At 47.6% G+C, this 23,394-nt stretch carries 19 protein-coding genes, 4 tRNA genes and 1 riboswitch; of the genes, 21 read left to right on the top strand and 2 right to left on the bottom strand.

All coding sequences use genetic code 11. The features are described from left to right. Positions 1 to 238: 238 nt before the first annotated feature. Together GCWU000325_RS02415 and tilS are read left to right on the top strand one after the other, a co-directional pair. Entirely contained in the window at positions 239 to 1,015 is a 777-nt protein-coding gene (locus tag GCWU000325_RS02415; RefSeq protein WP_040598794.1) for a radical SAM protein, read from the top strand. Between the two features lie 6 nt (positions 1,016 to 1,021). Beyond that, positions 1,022 to 2,464: a tRNA lysidine(34) synthetase TilS gene (gene tilS, locus GCWU000325_RS02410; RefSeq protein WP_006254403.1), complete on the top strand. Its 1,443-nt coding sequence runs from the start codon at positions 1,022 to 1,024 to the stop codon at positions 2,462 to 2,464. Positions 2,465 to 2,608: 144 nt separating this feature from the next. Here the strand turns inward: tilS and GCWU000325_RS02405 are convergent, their stop codons facing one another. Beyond that, positions 2,609 to 4,426: a M6 family metalloprotease domain-containing protein gene (locus tag GCWU000325_RS02405; RefSeq protein ID WP_006254402.1), complete on the bottom strand. Its 1,818-nt coding sequence runs from the start codon at positions 4,424 to 4,426 to the stop codon at positions 2,609 to 2,611. Between the two features lie 357 nt (positions 4,427 to 4,783). On the opposite strand from GCWU000325_RS02405, the gene dnaA reads away from it, so the two are divergent. The 6 genes from dnaA to hpf all read left to right on the top strand — a co-directional run bounded on the left by dnaA (position 4,784) and on the right by hpf (position 13,350). Then, positions 4,784 to 6,103, top strand: coding sequence for a chromosomal replication initiator protein DnaA (gene dnaA / locus GCWU000325_RS02400; RefSeq protein ID WP_040598793.1), 1,320 nt, complete (start codon positions 4,784 to 4,786; stop codon positions 6,101 to 6,103). 93 nt (positions 6,104 to 6,196) lie between these two features. Beyond that, a complete protein-coding gene (recQ, locus tag GCWU000325_RS02395; RefSeq protein ID WP_006254400.1) occupies positions 6,197 to 8,020 on the top strand; it encodes a DNA helicase RecQ in 1,824 nt (607 codons plus the stop codon). 781 nt (positions 8,021 to 8,801) lie between these two features. After that, a riboswitch (TPP riboswitch) is annotated at positions 8,802 to 8,968 on the top strand. Then, positions 8,965 to 11,205: a TonB-dependent receptor gene (locus tag GCWU000325_RS02380; RefSeq protein ID WP_006254396.1), complete on the top strand. Its 2,241-nt coding sequence runs from the start codon at positions 8,965 to 8,967 to the stop codon at positions 11,203 to 11,205. (Overlaps the previous riboswitch by 4 nt.) Positions 11,206 to 11,268: 63 nt before the next feature. Further along, entirely contained in the window at positions 11,269 to 11,871 is a 603-nt protein-coding gene (gene pnuC / locus GCWU000325_RS02375) for a nicotinamide riboside transporter PnuC (RefSeq protein WP_006254395.1), read from the top strand. 160 nt (positions 11,872 to 12,031) lie between these two features. Continuing rightward, positions 12,032 to 12,982: a tyrosine-type recombinase/integrase gene (locus tag GCWU000325_RS02370; RefSeq protein ID WP_244832871.1), complete on the top strand. Its 951-nt coding sequence runs from the start codon at positions 12,032 to 12,034 to the stop codon at positions 12,980 to 12,982. Positions 12,983 to 13,005: 23 nt separating this feature from the next. Then, positions 13,006 to 13,350, top strand: a complete 345-nt coding sequence (gene hpf / locus GCWU000325_RS02365) for a ribosome hibernation-promoting factor, HPF/YfiA family (protein ID WP_006254392.1) — start codon at positions 13,006 to 13,008, stop codon at positions 13,348 to 13,350. Between the two features lie 47 nt (positions 13,351 to 13,397). Here hpf and GCWU000325_RS12495 read toward each other — a convergent pair whose 3' ends face one another. Beyond that, positions 13,398 to 13,529 carry a hypothetical protein gene (locus tag GCWU000325_RS12495; RefSeq protein WP_262480463.1) on the bottom strand — a complete coding sequence of 44 codons (132 nt, stop codon included), beginning with the start codon at positions 13,527 to 13,529 and terminating at the stop codon, positions 13,398 to 13,400. Positions 13,530 to 13,984: 455 nt separating this feature from the next. Here GCWU000325_RS12495 and GCWU000325_RS02360 point away from each other — a divergent pair, with 455 nt between their 5' ends. The 13 genes from GCWU000325_RS02360 to rpoB all read left to right on the top strand — a co-directional run bounded on the left by GCWU000325_RS02360 (position 13,985) and on the right by rpoB (position 23,392). After that, on the top strand, positions 13,985 to 14,464 hold the full coding sequence (locus tag GCWU000325_RS02360) for a hypothetical protein (RefSeq protein ID WP_006254390.1): 480 nt from the start codon (positions 13,985 to 13,987) through the stop codon (positions 14,462 to 14,464). A 314-nt stretch (positions 14,465 to 14,778) separates the two neighbouring features. Next, a tRNA-Tyr gene (locus GCWU000325_RS02355) sits at positions 14,779 to 14,861 on the top strand. A gap of 32 nt (positions 14,862 to 14,893) precedes the next feature. After that, positions 14,894 to 14,966: transfer RNA gene (locus GCWU000325_RS02350), tRNA-Gly, on the top strand. A gap of 7 nt (positions 14,967 to 14,973) precedes the next feature. Continuing rightward, positions 14,974 to 15,045, top strand: a tRNA-Thr gene (locus tag GCWU000325_RS02345). 99 nt (positions 15,046 to 15,144) lie between these two features. Then, entirely contained in the window at positions 15,145 to 16,338 is a 1,194-nt protein-coding gene (gene tuf / locus GCWU000325_RS02340; RefSeq protein ID WP_006254388.1) for an elongation factor Tu, read from the top strand. Between the two features lie 86 nt (positions 16,339 to 16,424). Beyond that, positions 16,425 to 16,497 (top strand) — tRNA-Trp (locus GCWU000325_RS02335). Between the two features lie 19 nt (positions 16,498 to 16,516). After that, entirely contained in the window at positions 16,517 to 16,711 is a 195-nt protein-coding gene (gene secE / locus GCWU000325_RS12625) for a preprotein translocase subunit SecE (protein ID WP_006254387.1), read from the top strand. 12 nt (positions 16,712 to 16,723) lie between these two features. Beyond that, positions 16,724 to 17,266 (top strand): transcription termination/antitermination protein NusG, encoded by a 543-nt coding sequence (nusG, locus tag GCWU000325_RS02325; protein ID WP_006254386.1) that lies wholly within the window; start codon positions 16,724 to 16,726, stop codon positions 17,264 to 17,266. Between the two features lie 58 nt (positions 17,267 to 17,324). Next, positions 17,325 to 17,768, top strand: a complete 444-nt coding sequence (rplK, locus tag GCWU000325_RS02320) for a 50S ribosomal protein L11 (protein ID WP_006254385.1) — start codon at positions 17,325 to 17,327, stop codon at positions 17,766 to 17,768. A gap of 18 nt (positions 17,769 to 17,786) precedes the next feature. After that, on the top strand, positions 17,787 to 18,485 hold the full coding sequence (gene rplA / locus GCWU000325_RS02315; protein WP_006254384.1) for a 50S ribosomal protein L1: 699 nt from the start codon (positions 17,787 to 17,789) through the stop codon (positions 18,483 to 18,485). An 11-nt stretch (positions 18,486 to 18,496) separates the two neighbouring features. Further along, positions 18,497 to 19,015, top strand: a complete 519-nt coding sequence (gene rplJ, locus GCWU000325_RS02310; protein ID WP_006254383.1) for a 50S ribosomal protein L10 — start codon at positions 18,497 to 18,499, stop codon at positions 19,013 to 19,015. A 55-nt stretch (positions 19,016 to 19,070) separates the two neighbouring features. Then, positions 19,071 to 19,445 (top strand): 50S ribosomal protein L7/L12, encoded by a 375-nt coding sequence (gene rplL, locus GCWU000325_RS02305; RefSeq protein ID WP_006254382.1) that lies wholly within the window; start codon positions 19,071 to 19,073, stop codon positions 19,443 to 19,445. Positions 19,446 to 19,582: 137 nt separating this feature from the next. Then, on the top strand, positions 19,583 to 23,392 hold the full coding sequence (gene rpoB / locus GCWU000325_RS02300; RefSeq protein WP_040598790.1) for a DNA-directed RNA polymerase subunit beta: 3,810 nt from the start codon (positions 19,583 to 19,585) through the stop codon (positions 23,390 to 23,392). The last annotated feature ends 2 nt before the right edge of the window (positions 23,393 to 23,394 follow it).

Genomic DNA, 23,394 nt, shown 5'->3' with positions numbered 1-23,394 from the left:
GCTTCCGCCGTTAGCGCAATTGCCCCTTGCGCCGGCGTTGGTTTGAGACGCTTGGCGGCAGACCTACCGCTGCTAAAGTTAAATGTGCCCGCCGCTATCGAAATGCCGCTTTTAGCTGCTCAAACGGCCCTCATCGCAGGCTGAAAAGACCTGCGGAGCGATAAAATAAGGAATGAAACGAGTCGTTTTTCAAATTCTGACTATATTTGTACAATCAATTATCAATCGAATTTCAGTTATGTCAACTATACTTTTCCCGGCTCCTATTTTTGGCCCCGTACATAGTCGGCGCTTGGGCGTTTCTCTGGGCGTCAATCTGATGCCTGCTGATGGAAAACTCTGCTCTTTCGACTGCGTTTATTGCGAATGTGGCTTCAATAAACCGTCCCACTCGGGCAGTAAGCGACCCTCGCGCGTGCAAGTGAAGACCGACTTGGAAAAACAATTGCAAAAGATGGTCGAAGAAGGGCGCCTGCCCGATGTGATTACCTTTGCCGGCAATGGCGAACCAACGCTTCACCCCGACTTTGCGGGCATTATAGACGATACAATCGCACTGCGCGACCGCTATTGTCCGCAGGCGAAAGTCAGCGTCTTGAGCAACGCGACGATGGCCTTTAAACCGGATGTGCGCGATGCACTCTTGAAAGTGGACAACAACATTTTGAAGCTTGATACGGTAGACCCCGATTTCATACAACTTGTCGACAGACCCGTCGGAAAGTTTGATGTCAATAAGATTATCGATGATTTGGCCGCCTTTCATGGGAAAGTCATCGTGCAAACGATGTTTCTAAAAGGTAAATATCAGGGCCGGGATGTCGATAATACGGGCGATTATTACGTGACGCCCTGGCTTAAAGCCTTGGAAAAGATAAAGCCTGAGGCCGTAATGGTATATACGATCGACCGCGAAACGCCTGCGCACGAATTGCTGAAAGCTACGCCGGCCGAACTCGATGCGATCGTAGCGCGAATCAAGGCTTTGGGCATCGAAGCCTCAGCTTCGTATTAACACAAAATGAAGAAACTCCCTACAACCGCCGACTTTCCGCAGCGCGTACTGAAGACGCTGCGCAGACTGCCGGAGGGCTTACTTCCGGTAAAGGATAAGCGCCTCCTGGTGGCTGTCAGTGGTGGAGCAGATTCCGTTGCCCTCTTGCGCGTGCTGCATCAGTTGGGCTATGCTTGCGAGGTGGCCCATTGCAATTTCCATTTGCGTGGCGAGGCTTCAGATCGTGATGCCGCCTTTGTGAGCGATTTGTGTCGCGACTTGGGCGTTCCTTTTCATTTGCGCGACTTTGCCACTGAAGCTTTCGCACGCTCACAGGCGGTGAGTGTGGAGATGGCGGCGCGCGACTTGCGCTACCAATGGTTTGACCAACTCTTGGCTGAACGTAATTTGTCGGCCGTGGCCGTGGCGCATCATAAGGAGGATAATGTCGAAACTTTTTTCCTGCATCTTGCGCGCGGCAGTGGGCTGCACGGCTTGGTCGGTATGCGCTATCAACGCGGGAAAATCATTCGCCCGCTGCTCGATGTATCGAGGCGGGAGATTGAAGCGTGGTTGTCGGCCATAGGTCAGCCATTTGTGACGGACGAAACGAATGCGGACGTTCGCTTTAAGCGCAATCGGCTGCGTAATCGCATCTTGCCCGAATTGCGCCAACTCAATCCGGCCTTTGATGATACGCTGCTGCAAACGATGCGCCGTTTGCGTGAGGCGGACGACTATTTGAATCAAGTGCTCGACGATTTGTGGGCAGATTTCACAAGTGCGCTGCCCATCGGCCTCGCGCTCGATTGCCGGCGCGCCAAGGCGCACCCACTCTTCCGTACGCTACTACACAAGCAACTCACCCCACTGGGCTTCAATGCGGACGAAATAGCAGATGCACTCTGCCGATCGGAAGTGAGGACGGGCGCTTGCTGGGTAGGCGAGGGCTATACGGCAGATTATAATCGTGGCTACTTGGAGATCACGCCTCCGGTGCCCGACTTCATCCGGCGCTCGCTGGAGGTTGGGGAGATTGAATTACCGGAGCAGGCGCATCTTTCCGTTCGAACTTATCAGCTTTCAACATCGCCGGCTTTGGATAAAACGACCCTGCGCTTCACGGGTAGGGAAGGGGATGCAAAAGATGAAACTACGGTCACGATAGATTTGAGAAACACGCTTGAAATCTGCTTAGATCTCGACGAGTTGCAAGGCTTGTGCTATATTCGGCGCGCCCAAGTGGGCGATAGTTTCCGGCCTTTTGGCTTGCAAGGTAGGAAGTTGGTCAGCGATTTGCATACCTCGTTAAAAATATCCCCTGCCCGGCGGAAGCGCACGTTGGTTGTGGGCGACGATTCCGGTCCTTTGTGGGTTGTAGGTCTGCGCCGCGCTGCCGGTGCTCCGATTACGGTAAAGACCAAGCGCCTCTTGCGCCTCACGTTTACGCCCCCGACATCGTCGTTGTAGTTTCGCCTCAAGTAAGCTGTGACCTTCGCCGCCGGAGTTGCTCACATAGTTATATATATACAAAAGACGGACGCCAAAGCGTCCGTCTTTTGTTGTCTGTAAATCGGCAGATAGTGTGCCGGAATGAGGTAGGCTAATCGCCGATCACTTACGAATGATGCGTCGACTGCCTTTATCTGTCTTCAAAATATAAACACCGGGTTGATTATTGTCATCTACGCGACGCCCTTGCAGATCATAGATGCCGAGAACCTTCTCTGCCGGCTCGCTCGTGACGTCAGCAATGCCCGTGCCTTGCTCTTTCAAGAAATCAAATACGATCAAGTTGCCTTGACGGCGGATGTTGTACAAGGGTCTGTTTAATGTGCCACCCGTAAATACGCGCATTGCCGGATGAGAACTGATGGATAGCGTATTGTTGTCAGCGTTGGGGTATAAATCGTTGATCAAAGGCGTCCAATCTTTTTTTCCTTGTGGGTCGTAGCCGTAATATTGTTGCCTCACGCCGTCAGCCGGAACATAAGCCATGCGAGGGTGGTTCTCGATATTGTTGACTACGTTGGTTGCCCACGCTTGTGCATCATAATCAATGTGGAGCACGAGCATACCGGTACCCATTTCCTTCAAGTGATATGGGTTCGCTTGGCGATTCTCAAAGAGATAGTATTCGTTTTCGTTCTTCGGGTTGCGAATGATGTAGGCCGTGTTGTCTCGACCTTCGATGTCGAAGGGTTGAAGCGCATACGTTCTCTCCTCCTTTAGCTCCTCAAGTTTCAGCCAGCCTAAATAAGAGCGCTCGTAGGACGTGAAAGCCACCGGCGTTGCAGCATTGTTAAGATAGCAACCGATGTCCATGTGATCCCAAAGGCCCATTGTCTTCAATCGTTTGCGTACTGCCGGATTGCTTCCCGTATAGTAGCCATCAGGCAAACCTAATGCGTGGCCAAACTCGTGTACAAAGATGTTGATGCCGGCTAATCGTTTTTTCTTAACGCCGCCTTTTTTGTATTCGTTCAATTCATTGCCTACAAAATATGCGCCCACTTTCACGCCTTGATTGCCGATGGTGTAGCCGGAGTACATATAGTCGATGCCGGTCCATTGGTGCGGCCAAATATAATCGTCGGCGTTGTCGTCCGTAGAGTTTGCTTCGCCCGGTCCGGCATACATAATGCTCACCAAAGGCACACAACCCTTGTCGGCTTCCACATATTTGCGGAAATCTACGCCTTGTTCTGCTGCCAAATCGCAAGCCTCTTTTACAAGATCTAAAACGTGGACGTCATTGCGCCCGTTGCTATTCTTACCATAATAAGCATATCCGCGAGAAACCTTAACTTTAGCCACCACTTCAAAAGTCGGATCAAACAAACCTTGGCTCATTGCCAAGAAATAATCACGAGCCGAACCGTTCGTATGAGGCTCGTCGTGATAGCCTTTCTCGTTTAATTGGCGCGTGACCTTCTCTATTGTTACCGTATCTCCCATTTCAACATCGGCATAGCTTACTAAGATCACCGGAATCGTATGTTTGCCAACGCTACTTACAGAGCCATAGCCGGAAACACCCCATTCGCCAAGCCCATCCTTATCGTTGCCGATCATTTTTGTGCGATGCTCGGGCTTGGATAAAAGAATGTCGACCTGCTGAGACGTTGTCGACAGCTGCTTAATCAATTTTAGTTCGGGCGCTTTTCGTTCTTCCGAATTATGCGCCAATTGTTTTGTGGCGATGAGTTTGCCGTCTTTCATCTCGGCATAGTACAAGCTTCGGTCTGCTCCTCTTTGGAGAATCAATCCATCGATTGTCGTATAATAACTAAAGCGTTCGTTGCCGCAACGATAAACTGTAATTTCTGAGCCGTCAGCTTGGCGCACCGTAAATGCATCCGGCCGTGGCGGAATCGCGAATGCGCTTATCTGTACGAGCAAGAAGAGGCAAAAAAGTAAAAAGTTCTTCATAAAAAGTTGTCCAAAATTTTTGCGAAAGTAAAGATAAAAAAAAGACCTTCAAAGTGGAACGATTACAAAACAAGTTTGTGGGGCGAAATTTAACACTTTGCTTCTCTCTTCTTTCTGGTTCGCGTGTCGTAGGCTGGAAGAAGAATCCATGATTTTATATTCTGCTTCGCTTAGATATGGGTTTTTATTTTAAGCAAATGGAGATCAGCATAATAAGTCGCATCGTCATTCGAGAAAAAGGCGGATGGAGGCATTTTCGTCGCAATATTTGTCGGCAAAAAAGGAAGTTCCATCTTGTTGTCCTCAAAAGTTTTTACCAATTTTGCAGACGCTCTTCAGAAAAGATTGAAGTTTGTAATGTCACAGAATAAATGGGATCTTTGTATTAAGACTTTGCAAGCACATTTGTCGGAACAAGCTTTCCGTACGTGGTTTGCTTATTTGAAGTTTGTCAGCCTTGACGCCGACAAACTTGTGATTGGTGCACCCAATAAGTTTGTGATCGATTACATAGAAGGCAACTATCTCGCTTTGTTACAAACCAGCATCAAAGCCCATTTTGGTAATGTTAAAGTAGCTTATTCTTTCCCGAAAGAAGGTGAGGCACCCCGTCGCGAAAAGGTTGAAAAGGTCGAAGACGCTCCCCGCCGCGAGCGATTAGATCCACAACTCAATCGCGATTATACCTTTAAGGCTTTCGTCGAGGGCCGTGCCAACAAATTAGCGCGTGTTATCGGTTTAGCCATTGCCAAAGAGCCCGGAAAACCTGCTTTCAATCCTTTTTTTCTTTACGGTCCCAGCGGCGTAGGTAAGACGCATTTGGTCAACGCCATCGGCTTGCGGATTCTCGAATCGCAGCCCGAGCGGCGCGTGTTATACGTGCCGGCCCACTTGTTTAAGACGCAGTATACCGACTCCGTCCTTCACAATACGATCAACGACTTTATCCATTTTTACCAAACGATAGACGTCCTGATCATCGATGATATACAAGAGATCACCACAGCCAAAACGCAGCAGGCCTTTTTCCATATCTTCAATCACTTGCAACAGAACGGCCGACAGATTATTATCACCTGCGACCGCGCCCCTGTTGATTTCGAAGGTATTGAAGAACGTATGCTTACGCGCTTCAAATGGGGCACGGTGACGGAAATGGAAAAGCCCGACGTTGCCCTTCGGCGCGCCATACTCACGGCAAAAATCAAGCGCGACGGCTTAAAATTTCCGCCCGATGTGATTGATTATATCGCCAACAATGTAGAGAGTAGCGTGCGCGAACTTCAAGGCATTGTCAATTCGATTATGGCTTATTCCGTCGTGGACAACTGTGACATTTGCCAAGATCTGGTCGAGAAAGTCGTGGCGCGGGCGGTCAATCTTGAGAAACACGAGCTGACGCTCGATGATATTGTCAAAGCCGTCTGCAAACGCTACAACGTCAAGTTGAAAGACGTCAATTCAAAGAGTCGCAAGCAGGGCATCGTCTTGGCACGCCAGTTGGCGATGTTCCTCTCCCACAAATATACGACGCTTCCTTACTCGCAAATAGGTCATTTGATCGGACGTAAGGATCATTCTACGGTATTGCACGCCTGCAATACGATTTCCAACCGTATAACAACCGACAAAAACTTCCGACGCGAGGTGGAGGAATTGGAGTCTGTGTTAAAGTAGATCCAAGGCCCGGCCGCTTGGCGCTTCGTTTCCTTTCGCGCCAAGCCGAAAATCGTTGCGCCGCTCCATATACATATATATAACAGACCACCGATGATGACCCCGCGCGAAGCTTTGAAGAAATACTTCGGCTATTCCGACTTCCGCCCACTGCAAGAAGACATCGTAGCCACCACGCTTGCGGGCATCGACTCGCTGGTGCTGATGCCTACGGGCGGCGGAAAATCCATTTGCTTCCAGTTGCCGGCCCTCTTGTTGCCGGGCGTGACGCTGGTGGTCTCTCCCCTGATTTCTTTGATGCAAGACCAAGTGGAGAACCTGCGCGAAGCGGGCATCCCCGCTTGTGCTTTGAATAGCAACCAGACGGCTGATGAGCAACTCCGGCTGCGCCGCGCCTGCCTTGATGGTCGTGTGAAGTTGCTATATATGGCGCCCGAGACCGTATTTAAGGAATTGGACCAACTACTTGCTGCTTTGCCGATCAGTTTAGTGGCTATTGACGAGGCGCATTGCGTAAGTCAGTGGGGCCACGACTTCCGTCCCGAATATGTCCAACTGGGTACACTCCGCAAAGCCTTTGGCAGCGCGCCCTTTATGGCCCTTACGGCTACGGCCGACGAGGTGACGCGGCAAGATATTCGTGAGCGCCTCAACCTGCATTCACCCCGCGTTTTCATTTCTTCGTTCGACCGCCCGAATCTTTCGCTCAACGTCTTCCGCGGCTTAAACGGTGCGGAGAAACTCAAGGCTATCAATCGCTTCCTCGGCATGCGCGCCGGCGAAAGCGGGATTGTCTACTGCCTATCGCGGAAAACGACGGAGCAACTGGCCGAAAAACTCGAGGCCTTGGGCGTATCGGCGCGCCCCTACCACGCAGGTTTGTCGGCCGATAAGCGCCGCGAGACGCAACAGGCTTTTATTGCCGACCAATTACGGGTGGTTGTGGCCACCATCGCCTTTGGCATGGGCATAGATAAAAGCAATGTGCGCTGGGTCATTCATTATAATTTGCCCAAGAGCATCGAGAGTTATTACCAAGAAATCGGGCGTGCCGGTCGCGATGGCGACCCTGCCGATACTTTGCTCTTTTACAACTACGCCGACATCGTGCAATTGGAGAAGTTTGCGCGCGAAAGCCATTTGCGCGAGATCAATTTGGAGCGCCTTGATCGCATGCGCGAATATGCCGAATCCAATGTTTGCCGCCGACGCATTCTCTTAAATTATTTTGGCGAAGTATCTGCCGCCGACTGTGGCAATTGCGACGTCTGCAAGAGTCCGCCCGAGCGCTTCGATGGTACGCGCGAGGCGCAGATGGCTTTGAGTGCGATTGTGCGCAGCGGAGAGCGAATCTCTATGCCCGTAGTCGTGGATATTTTGCGCGCAGTTTACTCTCCCGCCGTGAAAGAAGGAGGCTACGACCGGTTGAAAACTTTTGGCGTAGGCCGCGCTTTGAGTGCAGCAACCTGGCGCGATTATCTCTTGCAATGTTTGCAAATGGGACTCTTCACCATCAATTACGTTGACCAACTCCATCTGCAAGTGACCGAGCTTGGGCGCGACGTCCTCTATGGGCGCAGTGCGATTATGCTTGCTGTTTATCGTCCGCCCGAGCGTGTGGAAAAGCCGGCGAAGAAGAAAGGGCGAAAGTCGCGCGCGTCCCAATCCGCCGATGTGGAGACCGATTTGCAACAAATGGAGGTCGATAAAAATCTCTTTGAGCGCTTGCATGCCCTTCGCTTAGAGTTGGCCAACAAACAAGGCTATCCCCCTTACATTATCATGAGTGACCGCACGCTGCGCCTCTTGGCTACAATTCGCCCGAAGACCTTGGACGAATTGAGCAATATCTCCGGTATCGGCGAGTATAAGCGCGATAAGTACGGTCCGGCTTTCTTGAAAGTGATCAATGCCTAAGCCCCCGCCGCTCGGCGAAGCCCACGAGCGACGAACCGACTTCTCACTTTGTCAAAAGGGGGTATGCTTTTCAGCAAACAAAGTAGCGCTTGTCGCCCTTCATCTCTATCTTTTCACATCCTTTTCTTTACCCTTTTATACAGACCGCCTGCCGCCTTATCGCCTGGCAGGCACTGCTGTCGTGCCATCCTTTTATCAGCATCCACAAATCTTTGGATGAGCAGAATTCCGTCTTATTTTTCTGCGGTCAAGACTTTGACAACAAGCGTTTAGCACGTTGTTCATCGCCCTTAAGGCTGACAGACGTAGTTTTTTATCACGATAAAAAAGGTTTACGCTCACGATAAAAAAGGTTTGCGCTCGTGATGAAAAACGCTTACGCTCACGATGAAAAAGCGAGTAGCGGAGATTTTTTTGTGCGAAACGGCGTTTGTCGACGAGCGTTTATGCGTAAGCAGCACTTTATTTCCGGTCTTTCTTGACCTGACTCCAATCGTTCGCCTCGTTTCGCAGGTACAAGAAAAGCGTTTATGCGTAAGTATCTTTATTTTTTACTTCATCGCCACGCCTTGGTTTGATAAGGGCGTGTGGAGGCGGCTTGTCCTGATGTTCGTGCAGTATCTGCGGCGCGCAAGGCTTGAGGAAGTCCGCCGCTTCGAGGGGGCTAAAAAGGCCGCTTCAGGTGTAAAGCGTTACGTCTTTTGCCTTGAACAGAGACGATATCGGAGAAACGGCGATAAAACATTGGCCGTTATACTTTTTCACTGTATCTTTGCCGCGAATAATAATTTAGGGGTGCCTACTCGTGCCTTGCGGACGCTTTGCGCCGTGAGCTATTCGGTTGAAGCAGTGAGCTGACGAACACGAGCTCCGCGGGGAGCGGCTGAGAACAAACCCTTATAACCTGATCCGGGTAATGCCGGCGAAGAGAAAATTACTGTTATATGCGAAGAACTTTATTCTTGGCAGTCTTATCCTTGACTGCCGGATGCGCTTTCGCGGATGAAAGCGACACGTTGAAAACCTATCGTTTGCAAGAAGTGCAAGTTACGTCTACGCGAGCCGGTCGGAAGACCCCCGTAGCTTTTACCAACTTGTCGAAAAAGTATCTTTCCAATCTCGATTTTGGGAAAGATATGCCCGCTCTCTTGTCCTTAACGCCGAGCGTGACGACTTCGAGCGATGCCGGTATAGGCATCGGCTATTCGGACTTGCGCGTGCGCGGCACAGACCCAACGCGTATCAACATTACGGCCAATGGTATTCCGCTCAATGATGCAGAAAGCAATAAGGTTTATTGGGTGAATATGGGCGATTTTGCGTCGACCTTGGGTAGCGTCCAGTTGCAGCGCGGCGTAGGTACGTCGACCAACGGCAGTGGTGCGTTCGGCGCGACGCTGAATATGCAGACGGAGAGCATAGCTGAGCTGCCCTATGTGCAACTTGATGCTTCGGGCGGTAGTTATGCCACTCATCGCGAGAGTTTGCGCTTTGGTACGGGGCGTCTGAATGGACATTGGGGCTTGGATGGGCGCTTGTCGAACATCGGAAGTCAAGGCTACATCGACCGCGCCAGTTCGCGCTTGAATTCTTACTTCTTGCAGGGCGGTTATTTTTCAGACCAAACGGTCGTGAAATTGGTCACGTTTAACGGTACGGAGCGTACGTATCACGCGTGGGACTATGCTACGGAAGAGCAAATGAAGAAGTATGGGCGCCGCTACAACCCTTGTGGAAAATATAAGGACGCGGCCGGCAATACGGTCTATTATAAGGATCAGATCGACAACTATCATCAGCAGCATTATCAGTTGTTCTGGAATCAACTCTTGAACGACGCTTGGGATTTTAATCTCGCATTGCATTATACGCACGGTAAAGGCTACTACGAACAGTATAAGACGAATCAAAAACTGTATAAATATCTGCTCCAACCGCGTTCGGGATCGAAGAGCGACTTGATTCGTCGAAAATATTCCGCGGCCGATTTTTACGGAACGGTGTTCTCGGCCAATTATCATGCGGATCGGTTGACCGCAAACTTAGGCGGCGGATGGAATAACTACAAGGGCGACCACTACGGACGTGTCCTGTGGGTGGCAGAGTTTGACGGCAAGCAACAGCCGAACCATCCGTATTACGACAATCAAGCCGATAAGAAGGATTTTAACGTATATGCGAAAGCCAATTTCGAATTGCTGAAAGGCCTGAACCTATATGGTGACCTGCAATACAGATATGTGAAATACAATATCGATGGCCCGAGCGATCAGTTTGATGCTGCGAAACAGCAAGTGGCCTATAATGTGCACGAAACCTTCAACTTCTTCAATCCGAAAGCGGGCTTGTCGTGGACAATAGCGCCCCGGCATACGGCTTACTTGTCTTATGCGATGGCGCATAAAGAGCCTACGCGCAACGATTACGAGAATGTGTTGCAAAATTCCTCAAAGCCGCGCCACGAAACCTTGAACGACTTCGAGCTGGGCTATAACTTCTCCGGCGAGCGCTTGTCGTTCGGCGTCAATTTCTATTATATGCGCTACAAAGATCAGTTTGTGCTGACCGGAGAACAAAACGCCATCGGCGAAATGATTTCCAAAAACGTCGGCGATTCCTATCGTCGCGGCGTGGAGTTGCAAGCTGCTTGGCGCCCCTTCGACTTCCTGCGCTGGGATGCCAACCTTACGTGGAGCCATAATCGCGAAAAAAATACGTTGGTCCAAATGAACGACACGGGAGAGACGGTAAACTTGGGCAATACGCCGTTGAGCTTTTCTCCAAATCTGATTTTTAATAACGTATTTACAGCCGAATATCGCGGATTTCGCGCTTCTTTGCAGACGCAATACGTAAGTCGGCAGCTGATGACGCGAACCGGCTTCACGCAATTTGAGGAAGACGGCCACATAGTCCATACTTCGATCGATCCATATTTGGTTAGTAATCTCGATTGTTCCTATACTTTCAGTCGCCTAAAAGCTTTTAAGGCCCTGACGGTTGGCTTTACGATCTACAATTTGATGAATGCGAAGTATGAAAGCAACGGTGCGGCCAACGTAGTCTTGAAGAAGGACGCTGCGGGCAAGGTTATCGCATATCAAGATAGCGACTACAACGCTTATTCCGTGTTTTCGGCGCAAGCACCGCTTCACTTCCTAGCCCATATCTCCATTCGTTTTTAATTTTAATCTCATCTTCCCGCCCCGCCGCCCCGTTTGAGGGCGCGGGCGGCTTGATGCTTTTTTATGGAAGAGCTACTTACGTTTTTGCAAACCCACCATCACGCGCTCTTAGACGGGCTTGGTGCGCTCTTGGGCTTCATTTATCTTTGGTATGAGTATCATGCGGACGCCCGACTTTGGCCTGTGAGTATGATTATGCCGGCTATCGACATTTATCTCTATTATAAGGTCGGTCTTTATGCCGACTTTGGGATGGCCATTTACTATTTCTGCGCTGCGGCTTACGGCTGGTTTGCTTGGAGTGTTCGCCGCGGGGCGACGAAAGCGCAAGTGCTGCCTATCACGCACCTTCCGAAGCGTGTGGCTGCCTATTCTTTAGGCGTTTTCCTTCCGATTTGGGGCGCGCTATATTATATATTGTCCGTCTGGACCAATTCTACCGTTCCCTTCCTCGATAGTTTGGCCAACGCGCTAAGCATTATCGCGCTCTGGATGTTGGCTCGTAAATACGTAGAGCAATGGCTCGTTTGGATAGTCGTTGATATAATTCTCTGCGGGCTGTATGTATACAAAGGCGTTCCCTTCCACGGCGTACTCTACGGCGCTTACGTGCTGATAGCCTTGGTTGGTTTCCGAAAATGGCGTACTATGGCGGTGCGAGCATAGCGATTTGCAGTACAACAATAAGACGAGAGAACGGCAGAATCAGCTGCTGTTCTCTCTTTTTCTTTGTTTTAAGTTGGAAAAATGCGCGAAACAATTGCTTTTACTAAGAAAAATGCCTATATTCGCCAATGAAAACATTTCGCCATCTTGATTGGGCGATTTGACAACACAATTGCCGAAAAAATCAGTAGAAGTAACGCACACGAAATCTATGCAGCAAGAAAACAAAGCCTTAACCCAGCGCTTTTTGTCCTACTTGGCGAGCGACAAAGGCTATTCTCCGCTCACGATCATGAAATATCGCGACGTCTTGGAGGGCTTTGAGGCGTTTTATATCAGCCAAGAGGCTACGCTGACTTGGCAGACGATCGACGCCGACTTGGTGCGCCGCTGGATTGTTTGGCGTATGGACGACGGCATCGTAGGAAGGACGGTCCGAAGAGACCTTAGCGCGCTGCGCAGCTTTTATCGCTATCTGCTGGTTTTGGGTTTGATCGAAAAAGATCCGATGTGCTTTGTCAAAAATCCCAAGTCGGCTCAGCCCTTGCCCGCTTTCGTGCGGCAAAGTGAGATGGATCGCTTATTTGATAAGACCCATTTCCCCGAAACGTTTGAAGGGCAGCGCGACTATCTCATTCTGCTTACTTTTTATAGTACCGGCGTGCGACGAGCCGAACTTTTGGCCATGCAATGGGTCGATATTGATCTGAGTCGCTGCGAAGTGCGCGTCACCGGAAAGCGCAATAAGCAGCGCATCATCCCCTTTGGCGCCGAGTTGGCCGAGGCTTTTCAAGCCTATTACGCCGCGCGGATGGATTTAGTCAAGCACATGAGCGGCCCACTCTTTATCCAAAGCAACGGGCGCCCATTGCAGCCGACGCAAGTAGGGCGTATCGTTCACGATTACTTGTCGCTCGTGACGAATATCAAGAAAAGGAGTCCACACGTGTTGCGTCATTCCTTTGCAACGGCAATGCTTAACAATGGTGCCGACTTGATGGCCGTCAAGGAACTCTTAGGTCACAGCAACTTAAACACAACGGCGATCTACACGCACGTGACGCCCGAGGAACTACTCAAAGAATATAAACACGCCCATCCCAGGGCTTAACCCGATAATCAAAGGAGGTTTTTATGGAACTAAAGATTCAATCGATCCAATTCAACGTTACGGAAAAGTTGCAGGCTTTTATCCAAAAGAAGTTTGCGAAAATTGCGAAGTTCAACGAAAATATTTCTGCAGCAGAAGTTATTCTTAAGGTGACAAAGCCTGAAACGGCCAACAACAAGTCGACAGTGCTGAACATCAATGTGCCGGGAGAAAACTTCCACGTCGAGAAAGTTTGCGACACATTCGAAGAAGGCGTAGACCTTTGTATGGAATCTATGCTGCGCCAATTGAGTAAATACAAAGAAAAGCAGCGCGGCAAAAAGGCCGACCCCATTCGCAAGATGGAAGGTGGCTTCGAGGCCGAATAAGCACCACATTTTTGTACCTTTACTACTGATTAAGCAATAGATTCACGCTATTGATATTGTAGATTGTTGTAGTCCGTCGAGTCAAATGCTCGGCGGGCTATTTTTTTGTCGGAGTGGAGGAGGAGCAGGGCAATGTTGCCACTCCGTGTGACGGTCATTCTTATCGCTAAAGTTTCCATCTTTATCGCGAATATGCTATTCGGTAAGCTTCCTTGGGAATATTGCTCAAGGCGAGGCGCATTTTTGCCCGCCCGGCGCTGAAGATTCTTTGCCTTTTGCGCGCTGTTTGGTCGTTTGCTGCCGCCAAACTATCGTTTGCTCCCACCAAACCATTGTTTGCTCGGGACATACTATCGTTTGGTGGGAGCAAACGAAGTGCGCGAAGGCTTTTAGTCTTTACCATCTTGCCTGAAATCCTCGCATTTTCTGCTGATCAGAAGCCTCGACCGCGTGCAGCGGATGTTTTGCAGCTGCGGCCTTTTCCTTTTCACAGATTTTCGGCGGCCAAATGCAAAGAATCGAGGTGAAATATGCATCTTGTAAGACGAATTATGGATTTATGACAAAAAAAACGACGAGACGTCTTTTCAAAGCAGGAGATTTTGTATCTTTGCCTTGAATTAATGTAACTGACATGAAACACAAAGTTATTTTTCCTGCCTTAGCTCTTTTGCTGCTATGTGGTGCGTCGCTGTTTTCTGCTTGTCATAATGAGGATTTACCGCCAATGGGAGGCGAAGATCCTACTCCCAATAAGACTTTATTTGATCTGACGGAAGCGCATTCAAAAGATACGCTGCGCGTGCTCGGTTTGAGTAGTAGAATTTCTGATTTGAAGATCGTGGAAAAAGATACAAAAACCAAATTGGGAGAGATCTTTTTCGCGGGAAATCCTACAACGACCCCTTATGCAGAGATTACGTATGAATCTCCCGGCATTTTCTCTAAAGTAATCATAAATAATTGGGTCGAGATTAGGAAACTCGAACCGGTAGGCGATGAAAATATCTATGTTTTCAAGCGCATCGGAGATCGCAATAAGGATAAGAAATTGCAAATCCAACTCCGGCTGTGGGCAGATATACCTTACCACGAACCCGTAAGGGTTGAATAGCCCGTCAATGCTAAACGCAGCCTCATTATTTCGGATAATGGGGCTGTATTTTTTGACGCTATATATAATATTGTGTGGGCCTCTTTCGGTATAAGGCTGACCACGCATTACTCGTTAAAAGACCGGGCCTCGCCCCGCCACTATTTTTTACGGCGGAGATGAATGTGGTAAATCTTTTTCAGGAAAAGGAACGAAATAAATTGCACTTTTGTTTTGCGGATTAGAATTATTACCTAACTTTGCAGCCGTTTCGAGGTAGGCCCAAGAGCTTATGTGGTTTAGACTATAGTCTTTTGGGAATCTGCTCGCGGCTCGGGCAAATACCAGAGTGGCCAAATGGGGCAGACTGTAAATCTGCTGGCTTATGCCTTCGGTGGTTCGAATCCATCTTTGCCCACCTCGGGGTGCGTAAGACTACGAAACTTTATTGCGGAAATAGCTCAGTTGATAGAGCACTAGCCTTCCAAGCTGGGGGTCGCGGGTTTGAGTCCCGTTTTCCGCTCACTCTTGCTGTAATAGCTCAGCGGTAGAGCACTTCCTTGGTAAGGAAGAGGTCCCGAGTTCAAATCTCGGTTACAGCTCTGCTCGGCTTGAAAATGTATGGCGCGCAGGGAAAATCTTTCCTTGGGTTCCTTGCTTACTCAAAATAACGAACATTCATATTTTAAATAAATACAGCTATGGCTAAAGAAAAATTTGAGCGGACCAAACCGCACGTAAACATCGGTACGATTGGTCACGTCGATCACGGTAAGACGACCTTGACGGCAGCCATTACGAAAGTACTTGCTGAGAAAGGTTTTTCTAAATCTGACGAGATCAAATCTTTCGATCAGATTGATAATGCTCCTGAGGAAAAAGAGCGTGGTATTACGATTAATACGTCGCACGTTGAATATGAAACAGAAAAGCGTCACTATGCACACGTAGACTGCCCGGGTCACGCCGACTATGTGAAGAACATGGTAACGGGTGCTGCGCAGATGGACGGCGCTATCCTTGTAGTTGCTGCTACGGATGGTCCGATGCCTCAAACGCGTGAGCACATTCTTCTCGCTCGTCAGGTGAACGTTCCTCGTCTCGTTGTCTTCTTGAACAAGTGTGACATGGTTGAGGACGAAGAGTTGATCGAACTCGTTGAAATGGAAGTTCGTGAATTGCTCGAAGAATACGACTATGAAGGCGATACTCCTATCATCCGCGGTTCTGCACTCGGTGCGTTGAACGGTGTTGCTAAGTGGGAGGATAGCGTTATCGAATTGATGAACGCTGTTGATACTTGGATTGAAGAGCCTGTTCGCGACGTTGAGAAGCCTTTCTTGATGCCTGTGGAGGACGTGTTCTCTATCACGGGTCGTGGTACTGTTGCTACCGGCCGTATCGAAACCGGTGTGGTTAAGGTGGGCGACGAAGTTCAGATCCTCGGTCTTGGTGAAGACAAGAAGTCAGTTGTTACTGGCGTTGAGATGTTCCGTAAGATTTTGGATACAGGTGAAGCTGGCGATAACGTAGGTCTTCTTCTTCGTGGTATCGAAAAAGACGAAATCAAACGCGGTATGGTTATCACGCACCCGGGAACTATCAAACCTCACTCTAAGTTTAAGGCTTCTATCTACGTATTGAAGAAGGAAGAGGGTGGCCGTCACACTCCGTTCGGCAATAAATATCGTCCTCAGTTCTATCTCCGTACGATGGACTGCACGGGTGAAATTCACCTCCCTGAAGGCGTAGAAATGGTTATGCCTGGCGATAATGTTGAGATTTCTGTAGAATTGATCTATCCGGTAGCATTGAACGTAGGTCTTCGCTTCGCAATCCGTGAAGGTGGTCGTACGGTAGGTTCTGGTCAGATCACTGAGATCCTTGACGATTAATAGGCTTCTCGTCTTTAAGTAGGCGAAACCTATCTCTATAAAGAATCAGTAATGAGCGCTCGCCTTTTATGGCGAGGCTCATTCTTACGGGAATAGCTCAGTTGGTAGAGCACTGGTCTCCAAAACCAGGTGTCGGGAGTTCGAGCCTCTCTTCCCGTGCTTAAAGAATAGCTACTCTATGTTCAAGGGTATAATTACATATTGTAAAGAATCTTACGAAGAACTCGCATATAAAACCACGTGGCCAACGCGTCGGGAGTTGACTCATACCGCAATTGTCGTTCTTGTTGCTTCCATTGTGATTGCGTTAATGGTGTTCGTAATGGACACGGCGTTTGACTACTTGATGAAGTTCATCTACCCCACTGTTTAATTTCTTACGAAAATGGCTGGATTTGAAATGGCGTGGTACGTGTTACGAGCTATCAGCGGTAAAGAGAATAAGGTTAAGGAGTATATTGATGCTGAAATTAAGCTAAATGCTTTTCAGGGCAATGTCTCCCAAGTTCTCGTGCCGACTGAGAAGATCGTGCAAGTTCACAACGGTAAGCGTACTGTAAAAGAACGCAATTATTTACCCGGCTATGTATTAGTGGAAGCAAAATTGGTGGGCGAGATTACGCACATGCTTCGCAATACGCCCAATGTTTTGGGTTTTTTGCCGGATACGAACGACCCGACACCGTTGCGCGAATCAGAAGTGAATCGTATTCTCGGTAAGGCTGATGAAGAACCGGACGTTAATGAGGCACTTACTGTGCCGTTTGTTATTGGCGACTCGGTAAAGGTTACGGAAGGTCCGTTCAGCGGTTTCTCTGGTACGGTTGAAAAGATCGACGATGAGAAGAAAAAAGTTACTGTTACAGTAAAAGTCTTCGGCCGTAGTACGGGTCTTGATTTAGGTTTTATGCAAGTAGAGAAGGAATGAGATTTGTTGTTACGCTAGTCTTTTTCCTCCTCACGATAATCAATTAATAATACAAACAATGGCAAAAGAAGTTGCTGGATTAATCAAATTACAGATTAAAGGTGGTGCAGCGAATCCGTCTCCTCCCGTAGGACCTGCTCTGGGTTCTAAGGGTATCAATATTATGGATTTCTGCAAGCAGTTCAACGCCAGAACACAGGATAAGGCCGGTAAGGTGCTTCCGGTTGTCATTACTTACTTTAATGACAAATCTTTTACCTTTGAGGTAAAGACTCCTCCTGCTGCCGTTCAATTGTTGGAAGCCGCCAAAAAGAAAAGCGGTTCTGCCCAGCCGAATCGTCAGAAAGTGGCTGCCGTAACTTGGGAACAAGTGCGCGCTATCGCTGAGGATAAAATGCCGGACTTGAATTGTTTTACAATCGAAAGTGCAATGCGCCTGATTGCAGGTACTGCACGTAGTATGGGTATCACCGTTAAAGGTGAATTCCCCGGAAAGAATTAACTTCAATTTTAAACAACAATGAGTAAACTGACAAAAAATCAGAAAATTGTAGCTGGTAAAGTTGAAGCGGGGAAAGCTTATACACTAAAGGAAGCAAGTTCTTTGGTGAAAGAAATCACGACGACGAAGTTTGATGCTTCTGTCGATATTGATGTGCGTCTTGGAGTTGACCCTCGTAAGGCGAATCAAATGGTTCGTGGTGTCGTTTCTCTTCCTAACGGAACCGGTAAGACAGTTCGCGTTCTTTGCCTCTGCACTCCTGACAAAGAAGAGGCTGCTAAGGCTGCAGGCGCTGACTATGTAGGTCTCGATGAATACATTGAGAAAATTAAAGGTGGTTGGACTGATATCGACGTTATTATTACGATGCCGGCTATCATGGGTAAAATTGGCGCTCTCGGTCGTGTGCTTGGTCCGCGTGGCTTGATGCCGAACCCTAAGAGCGGAACTGTGACGATGGACGTTGAGAAGGCTATCAAAGAAGTGAAGCAAGGTAAGATTGACTTTAAGGTTGACAAGACGGGTATTGTACACGCTTCAATCGGTAAAGTATCATTCGCACCTGATCAAATCTTTGGCAATGCTAAAGAGTTTATTTCAACGATCATTAAGCTCAAACCTTCTTCTTCTAAAGGTACTTATGTTAAGAGCATTTATCTTTCCTCTACTATGAGTCAGGGGATCAAGATTGATCCTAAATCAATAGAGGAGGCTTAATAGTAAAAGATATGAGAAAGGAAGATAAAAGCAGAATCATCGAGCAACTCGGTGAGTACATCAAGGAATATTCACATCTCTATTTAGTAGATGTAACTGGCCTCAATGCTGAAGCTACAAGCAGCTTGCGAAGAAAGTGTTTCGGTTCACAGATCAAAATGGTTGTAGTGAAAAACACTTTGCTCCACAAGGCTTTTGAAGCATCAGAGAAAGATTACGCACCTCTATATGATACGTTGAAAGGAACTACTGCACTATTCTTATGCAATACTGCAAATGTTCCAGCCAAATTGATCAAAGAGGTTGGTAAAGAAGGCATTCCCTCACTCAAGGCTGCTTACGTAGAAGAAGAATTCTATGTAGGTGCTGAAAATCTTGAAACGCTGTGCGCAATTAAGAGCAAAGCAGAACTCATCGCCGAGGTGGTTTCTCTATTGCAATCTCCTGCGAAGAATGTTATTGGTTCACTTCAATCTGCTGGCCAAACAATTCACGGTGTACTCAAGACCTTAGGAGAGCGTCCTGAATAAGTATAGATAATCTCTCCACCCCTTACAAAGTAGAAACAATAAAATTATATTTGAAATGGCAGATATTAAAGCTATTGCTGAAGAATTGGTAAATTTGACAGTAAAAGAAGTTAATGAGTTGGCAACTGTCCTCAAGGACGAGTATGGTATAGAACCCGCTGCTGCAGCTGTTGCAGTTGCTGCTGGTCCTGCTGCTGGTGCAGCAGCAGCTGAAGAGAAGACAGCGTTCGATGTTATTCTCAAGGCTGCAGGTTCTGCAAAGCTTCAAGTTGTTAAGGCTGTGAAAGAAAACTGCGGCCTTGGCTTGAAGGAAGCTAAAGATCTCGTAGACGGCGTTCCTAGCAAGTTGAAGGAAGGCGTTGCTAAAGAAGAAGCAGAATCTCTCAAGAAGGTTCTTGAAGAAGCTGGTGCTGAAGTAGAGATTGCATAATTTCTCTACGGCTCTATAATGAGTTACGGTTAAGAATCCTCTGGTAGGGGGTTCTTAACCTTTTTGCATCTATAAATATTCCGATTACTCAGGGTTGCTCTTGATGCATTGTTGCAGCCTTCATTAATACATAACGAATGTCCCAAGTAATTAATAACCGAGTTAATTTTGCATCTGTTCATAATCCGATGCCCTATCCGGATTTCCTCGATGTTCAATTGAAATCATTTAAAGATTTCCTTCAGTTGGATACGCCGGCTGAACAGAGAAAGAATGACGGATTGTACAAGGTGTTTGCTGAAAATTTTCCAATCGCAGACACACGAAATAACTTTGTTCTGGAGTTTCTTGACTACTACATTGATGCTCCTCGCTATTCTGTAGAAGAGTGTTTGGAAAGAGGCTTGACTTATAGTGTTCCTCTTAAGGCAAAGTTGAAGCTCTATTGCACAGATCCAGATCATGAAGATTTTGATACTGTCGTACAAGATGTCTTTTTGGGACCTATCCCTTATATGACAGAGAATGGTACATTCGTAATTAATGGAGCTGAGCGCGTTGTGGTATCTCAGTTGCACCGCTCTCCGGGTGTTTTCTTTGGCTCTAGTATTCATGCAAATGGTACGCAATTATATAGCGCGCGTATCATTCCTTTCAAGGGTTCTTGGATTGAGTTCGCAACGGATATCAACAACGTGATGTATGCCTATATTGATCGTAAGAAGAAACTTCCTGTTACGACTTTGTTGCGTGCAATTGGCTTCGAAAAGGATAAAGACATTCTTCAAATCTTTGGCCTTTCTGAAGAGGTTAAAGTGACTAAGGCTAATTTAAAAAAATACATCGGTCGTAAATTGGCTGCGCGTGTTTTGAAAACATGGGTAGAAGATTTCGTAGATGAAGAGACAGGTGAAGTTGTTTCTATTGAGCGTACAGAAGTTATCCTTGAGCGAGAAACTGAGATTACAGCCGATAATGTTGAGGAAATTCTAAATAGCGGGTCGAAGACGATAGAAGTGCATTTAGACTCATCTATAGGTATCGACTACTCGATTATCTTCAATACGTTCCAGAAGGATCCGTGTAACTCAGAGAAAGAGGCCGTCAACTACATTTATCGTTTGTTGCGTAATGCAGATCCTGCAGATGATGCGAGTGCGCGTGAGGTTATTAATAATCTGTTCTTCTCTGAAAAGCGTTACGATTTAGGCGAAGTCGGACGTTATCGCATGAATCGTAAGTTGGGCTTATCAACAGATGGCGATACCCGCGTGTTGACGAGAGAAGATATCATTGAAATTATCAAGTATCTTATAGAACTCATCAACTCTAAGGCTTCCGTCGATGATATTGACCACTTGAGCAACCGGAGAGTAAGAACCGTTGGCGAACAATTAGCGAATCAGTTCTCGGTAGGTCTTGCTCGTATGACTCGTACAATTCGTGAGCGAATGAATGTGCGAGACAATGAGGTGTTTACCCCTACTGACTTGATTAACGCGAAGACGATTTCTTCTGTTATCAATTCTTTTTTTGGGACAAATGCTTTGTCTCAATTTATGGACCAAACCAACCCGCTGTCAGAGGTTACGCACAAACGTCGTCTCTCGGCCTTAGGTCCCGGCGGTTTGTCGCGTGAACGCGCAGGCTTCGAGGTTCGTGACGTGCACTATACCCACTATGGTCGCCTTTGTCCTATTGAATCCCCTGAAGGCCCGAATATTGGTTTGATCTCTTCTTTGTGTGTATATGCAAAGATTGACAGCCTTGGTTTTATTGAGACTCCCTATCGTAAAGTTGAAAACTCTAAGGTAGATCTAGAGAATAAGGATGTTGTTTACTTGAGTGCAGAAGAGGAGGAAGATAAGATTATCGGACAAGGTAATGCTCCCTTGAATTCTGATGGTACGTTTATCCTTTCTAAGGTTAAGTGTCGTCAAGATGCCGATTATCCTGTCGTTTCGCCGGAACAAGTCGAGTTAATGGACGTTGCTCCTCAGCAGATTGCATCTATCGCAGCCGGTCTGATTCCTTTCTTGGAGCACGACGATGCTCACCGTGCGTTGATGGGATCTAACATGATGCGCCAAGCTGTACCATTGATTCGTTCTGAAGCTCCGATTGTAGGTACGGGTATTGAAAGACAAGTATGTGTCGACTCTCGCACAATGATTAGTGCTGAGGGCGACGGCGTTGTTGATTTTGTGGATGCAACGACGATTCGAGTACTATATGATCGTACAGAAGATGAAGAGTTTGTAAGCTTCGAACCTGCTCTTAAAGAATACCGCATCCCTAAATTCCGCCGCACGAACCAGAATATGGTCTTCGACTTAAGACCGATTTGTGAAAAGGGGCAACGTGTTAAGAAAGGAGATATCCTTACAGAAGGCTATGCTACGGAGAGTGGTGAATTAGCGCTTGGACGCAATCTTCTCGTAGCCTATATGCCTTGGAAGGGTTACAACTATGAGGATGCTATCGTGCTAAATGAACGCTTGGTTCGCGATGACATCTTGACGTCAGTACACGTAGATGAATTCTCTTTGGATGTTCGTGAAACGAAGCGAGGCGTTGAAGAGCTGACCAATGATATCCCTAACGTTAGCGAAGAAGCTACGAAAGACTTGGATGAAAATGGTATTATTCGGATCGGTGCTCGTGTCGTTCCCGGTGATATCTTGATTGGTAAGATTACCCCTAAAGGTGAAAGTGATCCTACGCCTGAAGAGAAATTGTTGCGTGCCATCTTTGGCGATAAGGCTGGCGATGTGAAAGATGCATCTCTTAAAGCCAATCCCTCTTTGTCCGGTGTGGTTATTGATCGCCGTTTGTATTCAAAGGCGCAAAAGAGTCGCTCTTCTAAGGCAGCGGATAAGTCAACCTTGTTAGAACTCGACGAGCAATTCGATAAGGAAACATCAGCATTGAAGTCTGCGATGATTGATAAGTTGCTAGTGTTGACAAAAGGAAAAACGTCTTTAGGCGTTAAAGATACCATCGGCACGGAGATTATTGCTAAAGGCACTAAGTTCTCGAAGTCTTTGCTTGACTCGTTGAGCTATACGTCTTTGCAATTGAATGATTGGACGAATGATGAGCATACTAATCTCTTAATTCGTACTTTGGTCCTCAACTATTTGAAGAAGTATAATAAGATGGATGCCGTCTTGAAGCGTCGTAAGTTTGCCATTACGATTGGCGATGAACTTCCTTCAGGCATTATTCAGCAAGCCAAAGTCTATATTGCTAAGAAGCGCAAGATCGGTGTCGGAGATAAGATGGCCGGTCGCCACGGTAATAAGGGTATTGTGTCAAAGATTGTTCGTCAGGAAGATATGCCGTTCTTGGCTGACGGTCGTCCTGTAGACATTGTCTTGAATCCGCTGGGTGTGCCTTCTCGTATGAATTTAGGACAGATCTTTGAGGCGATTCTTGGTGCAGCAGGTAAGCGCTTAGGTGTGAAGTTTGCTACTCCGATCTTCGATGGTGCAAAGTTGGATGAACTTTGCGAATGGACTGATAAAGCCGGCTTGCCTCGCTATTGCGCAGAGCAGCTTTTTGACGGTGGAACCGGTGAACCATTTGACCAAAAGGCTACTGTAGGTGTTACCTATATGCTGAAGCTCGGCCATATGGTTGAAGATAAGATGCATGCCCGTAGCATTGGTCCATATTCTCTGATTACACAGCAACCTCTTGGAGGTAAGGCGCAGTTTGGTGGTCAGCGTTTTGGTGAGATGGAGGTTTGGGCTATTGAGGCCTTTGGCGCTTCTCACGTCTTGCAAGAGATTTTGACTATTAAGTCTGATGATGTTACCGGCCGTGCAAAAGCTTATGAAGCCGTAGTTAAGGGAGAGACGATGCCAACTCCGGGCATTCCTGAATCGCTTAATGTCTTGCTGCACGAGTTGCGTGGATTAGGTTTGAGTATTACGCTGGATTAACG

The organism is Alloprevotella tannerae ATCC 51259 (assembly GCF_000159995.1).
In the GTDB taxonomy this organism is placed as follows: Bacteria; Bacteroidota; Bacteroidia; order Bacteroidales; family Bacteroidaceae; genus Alloprevotella; species Alloprevotella tannerae.
Note: the sequence above shows the minus strand (reverse complement) of the source record. Positions and strands in the feature narration are given on the sequence as shown.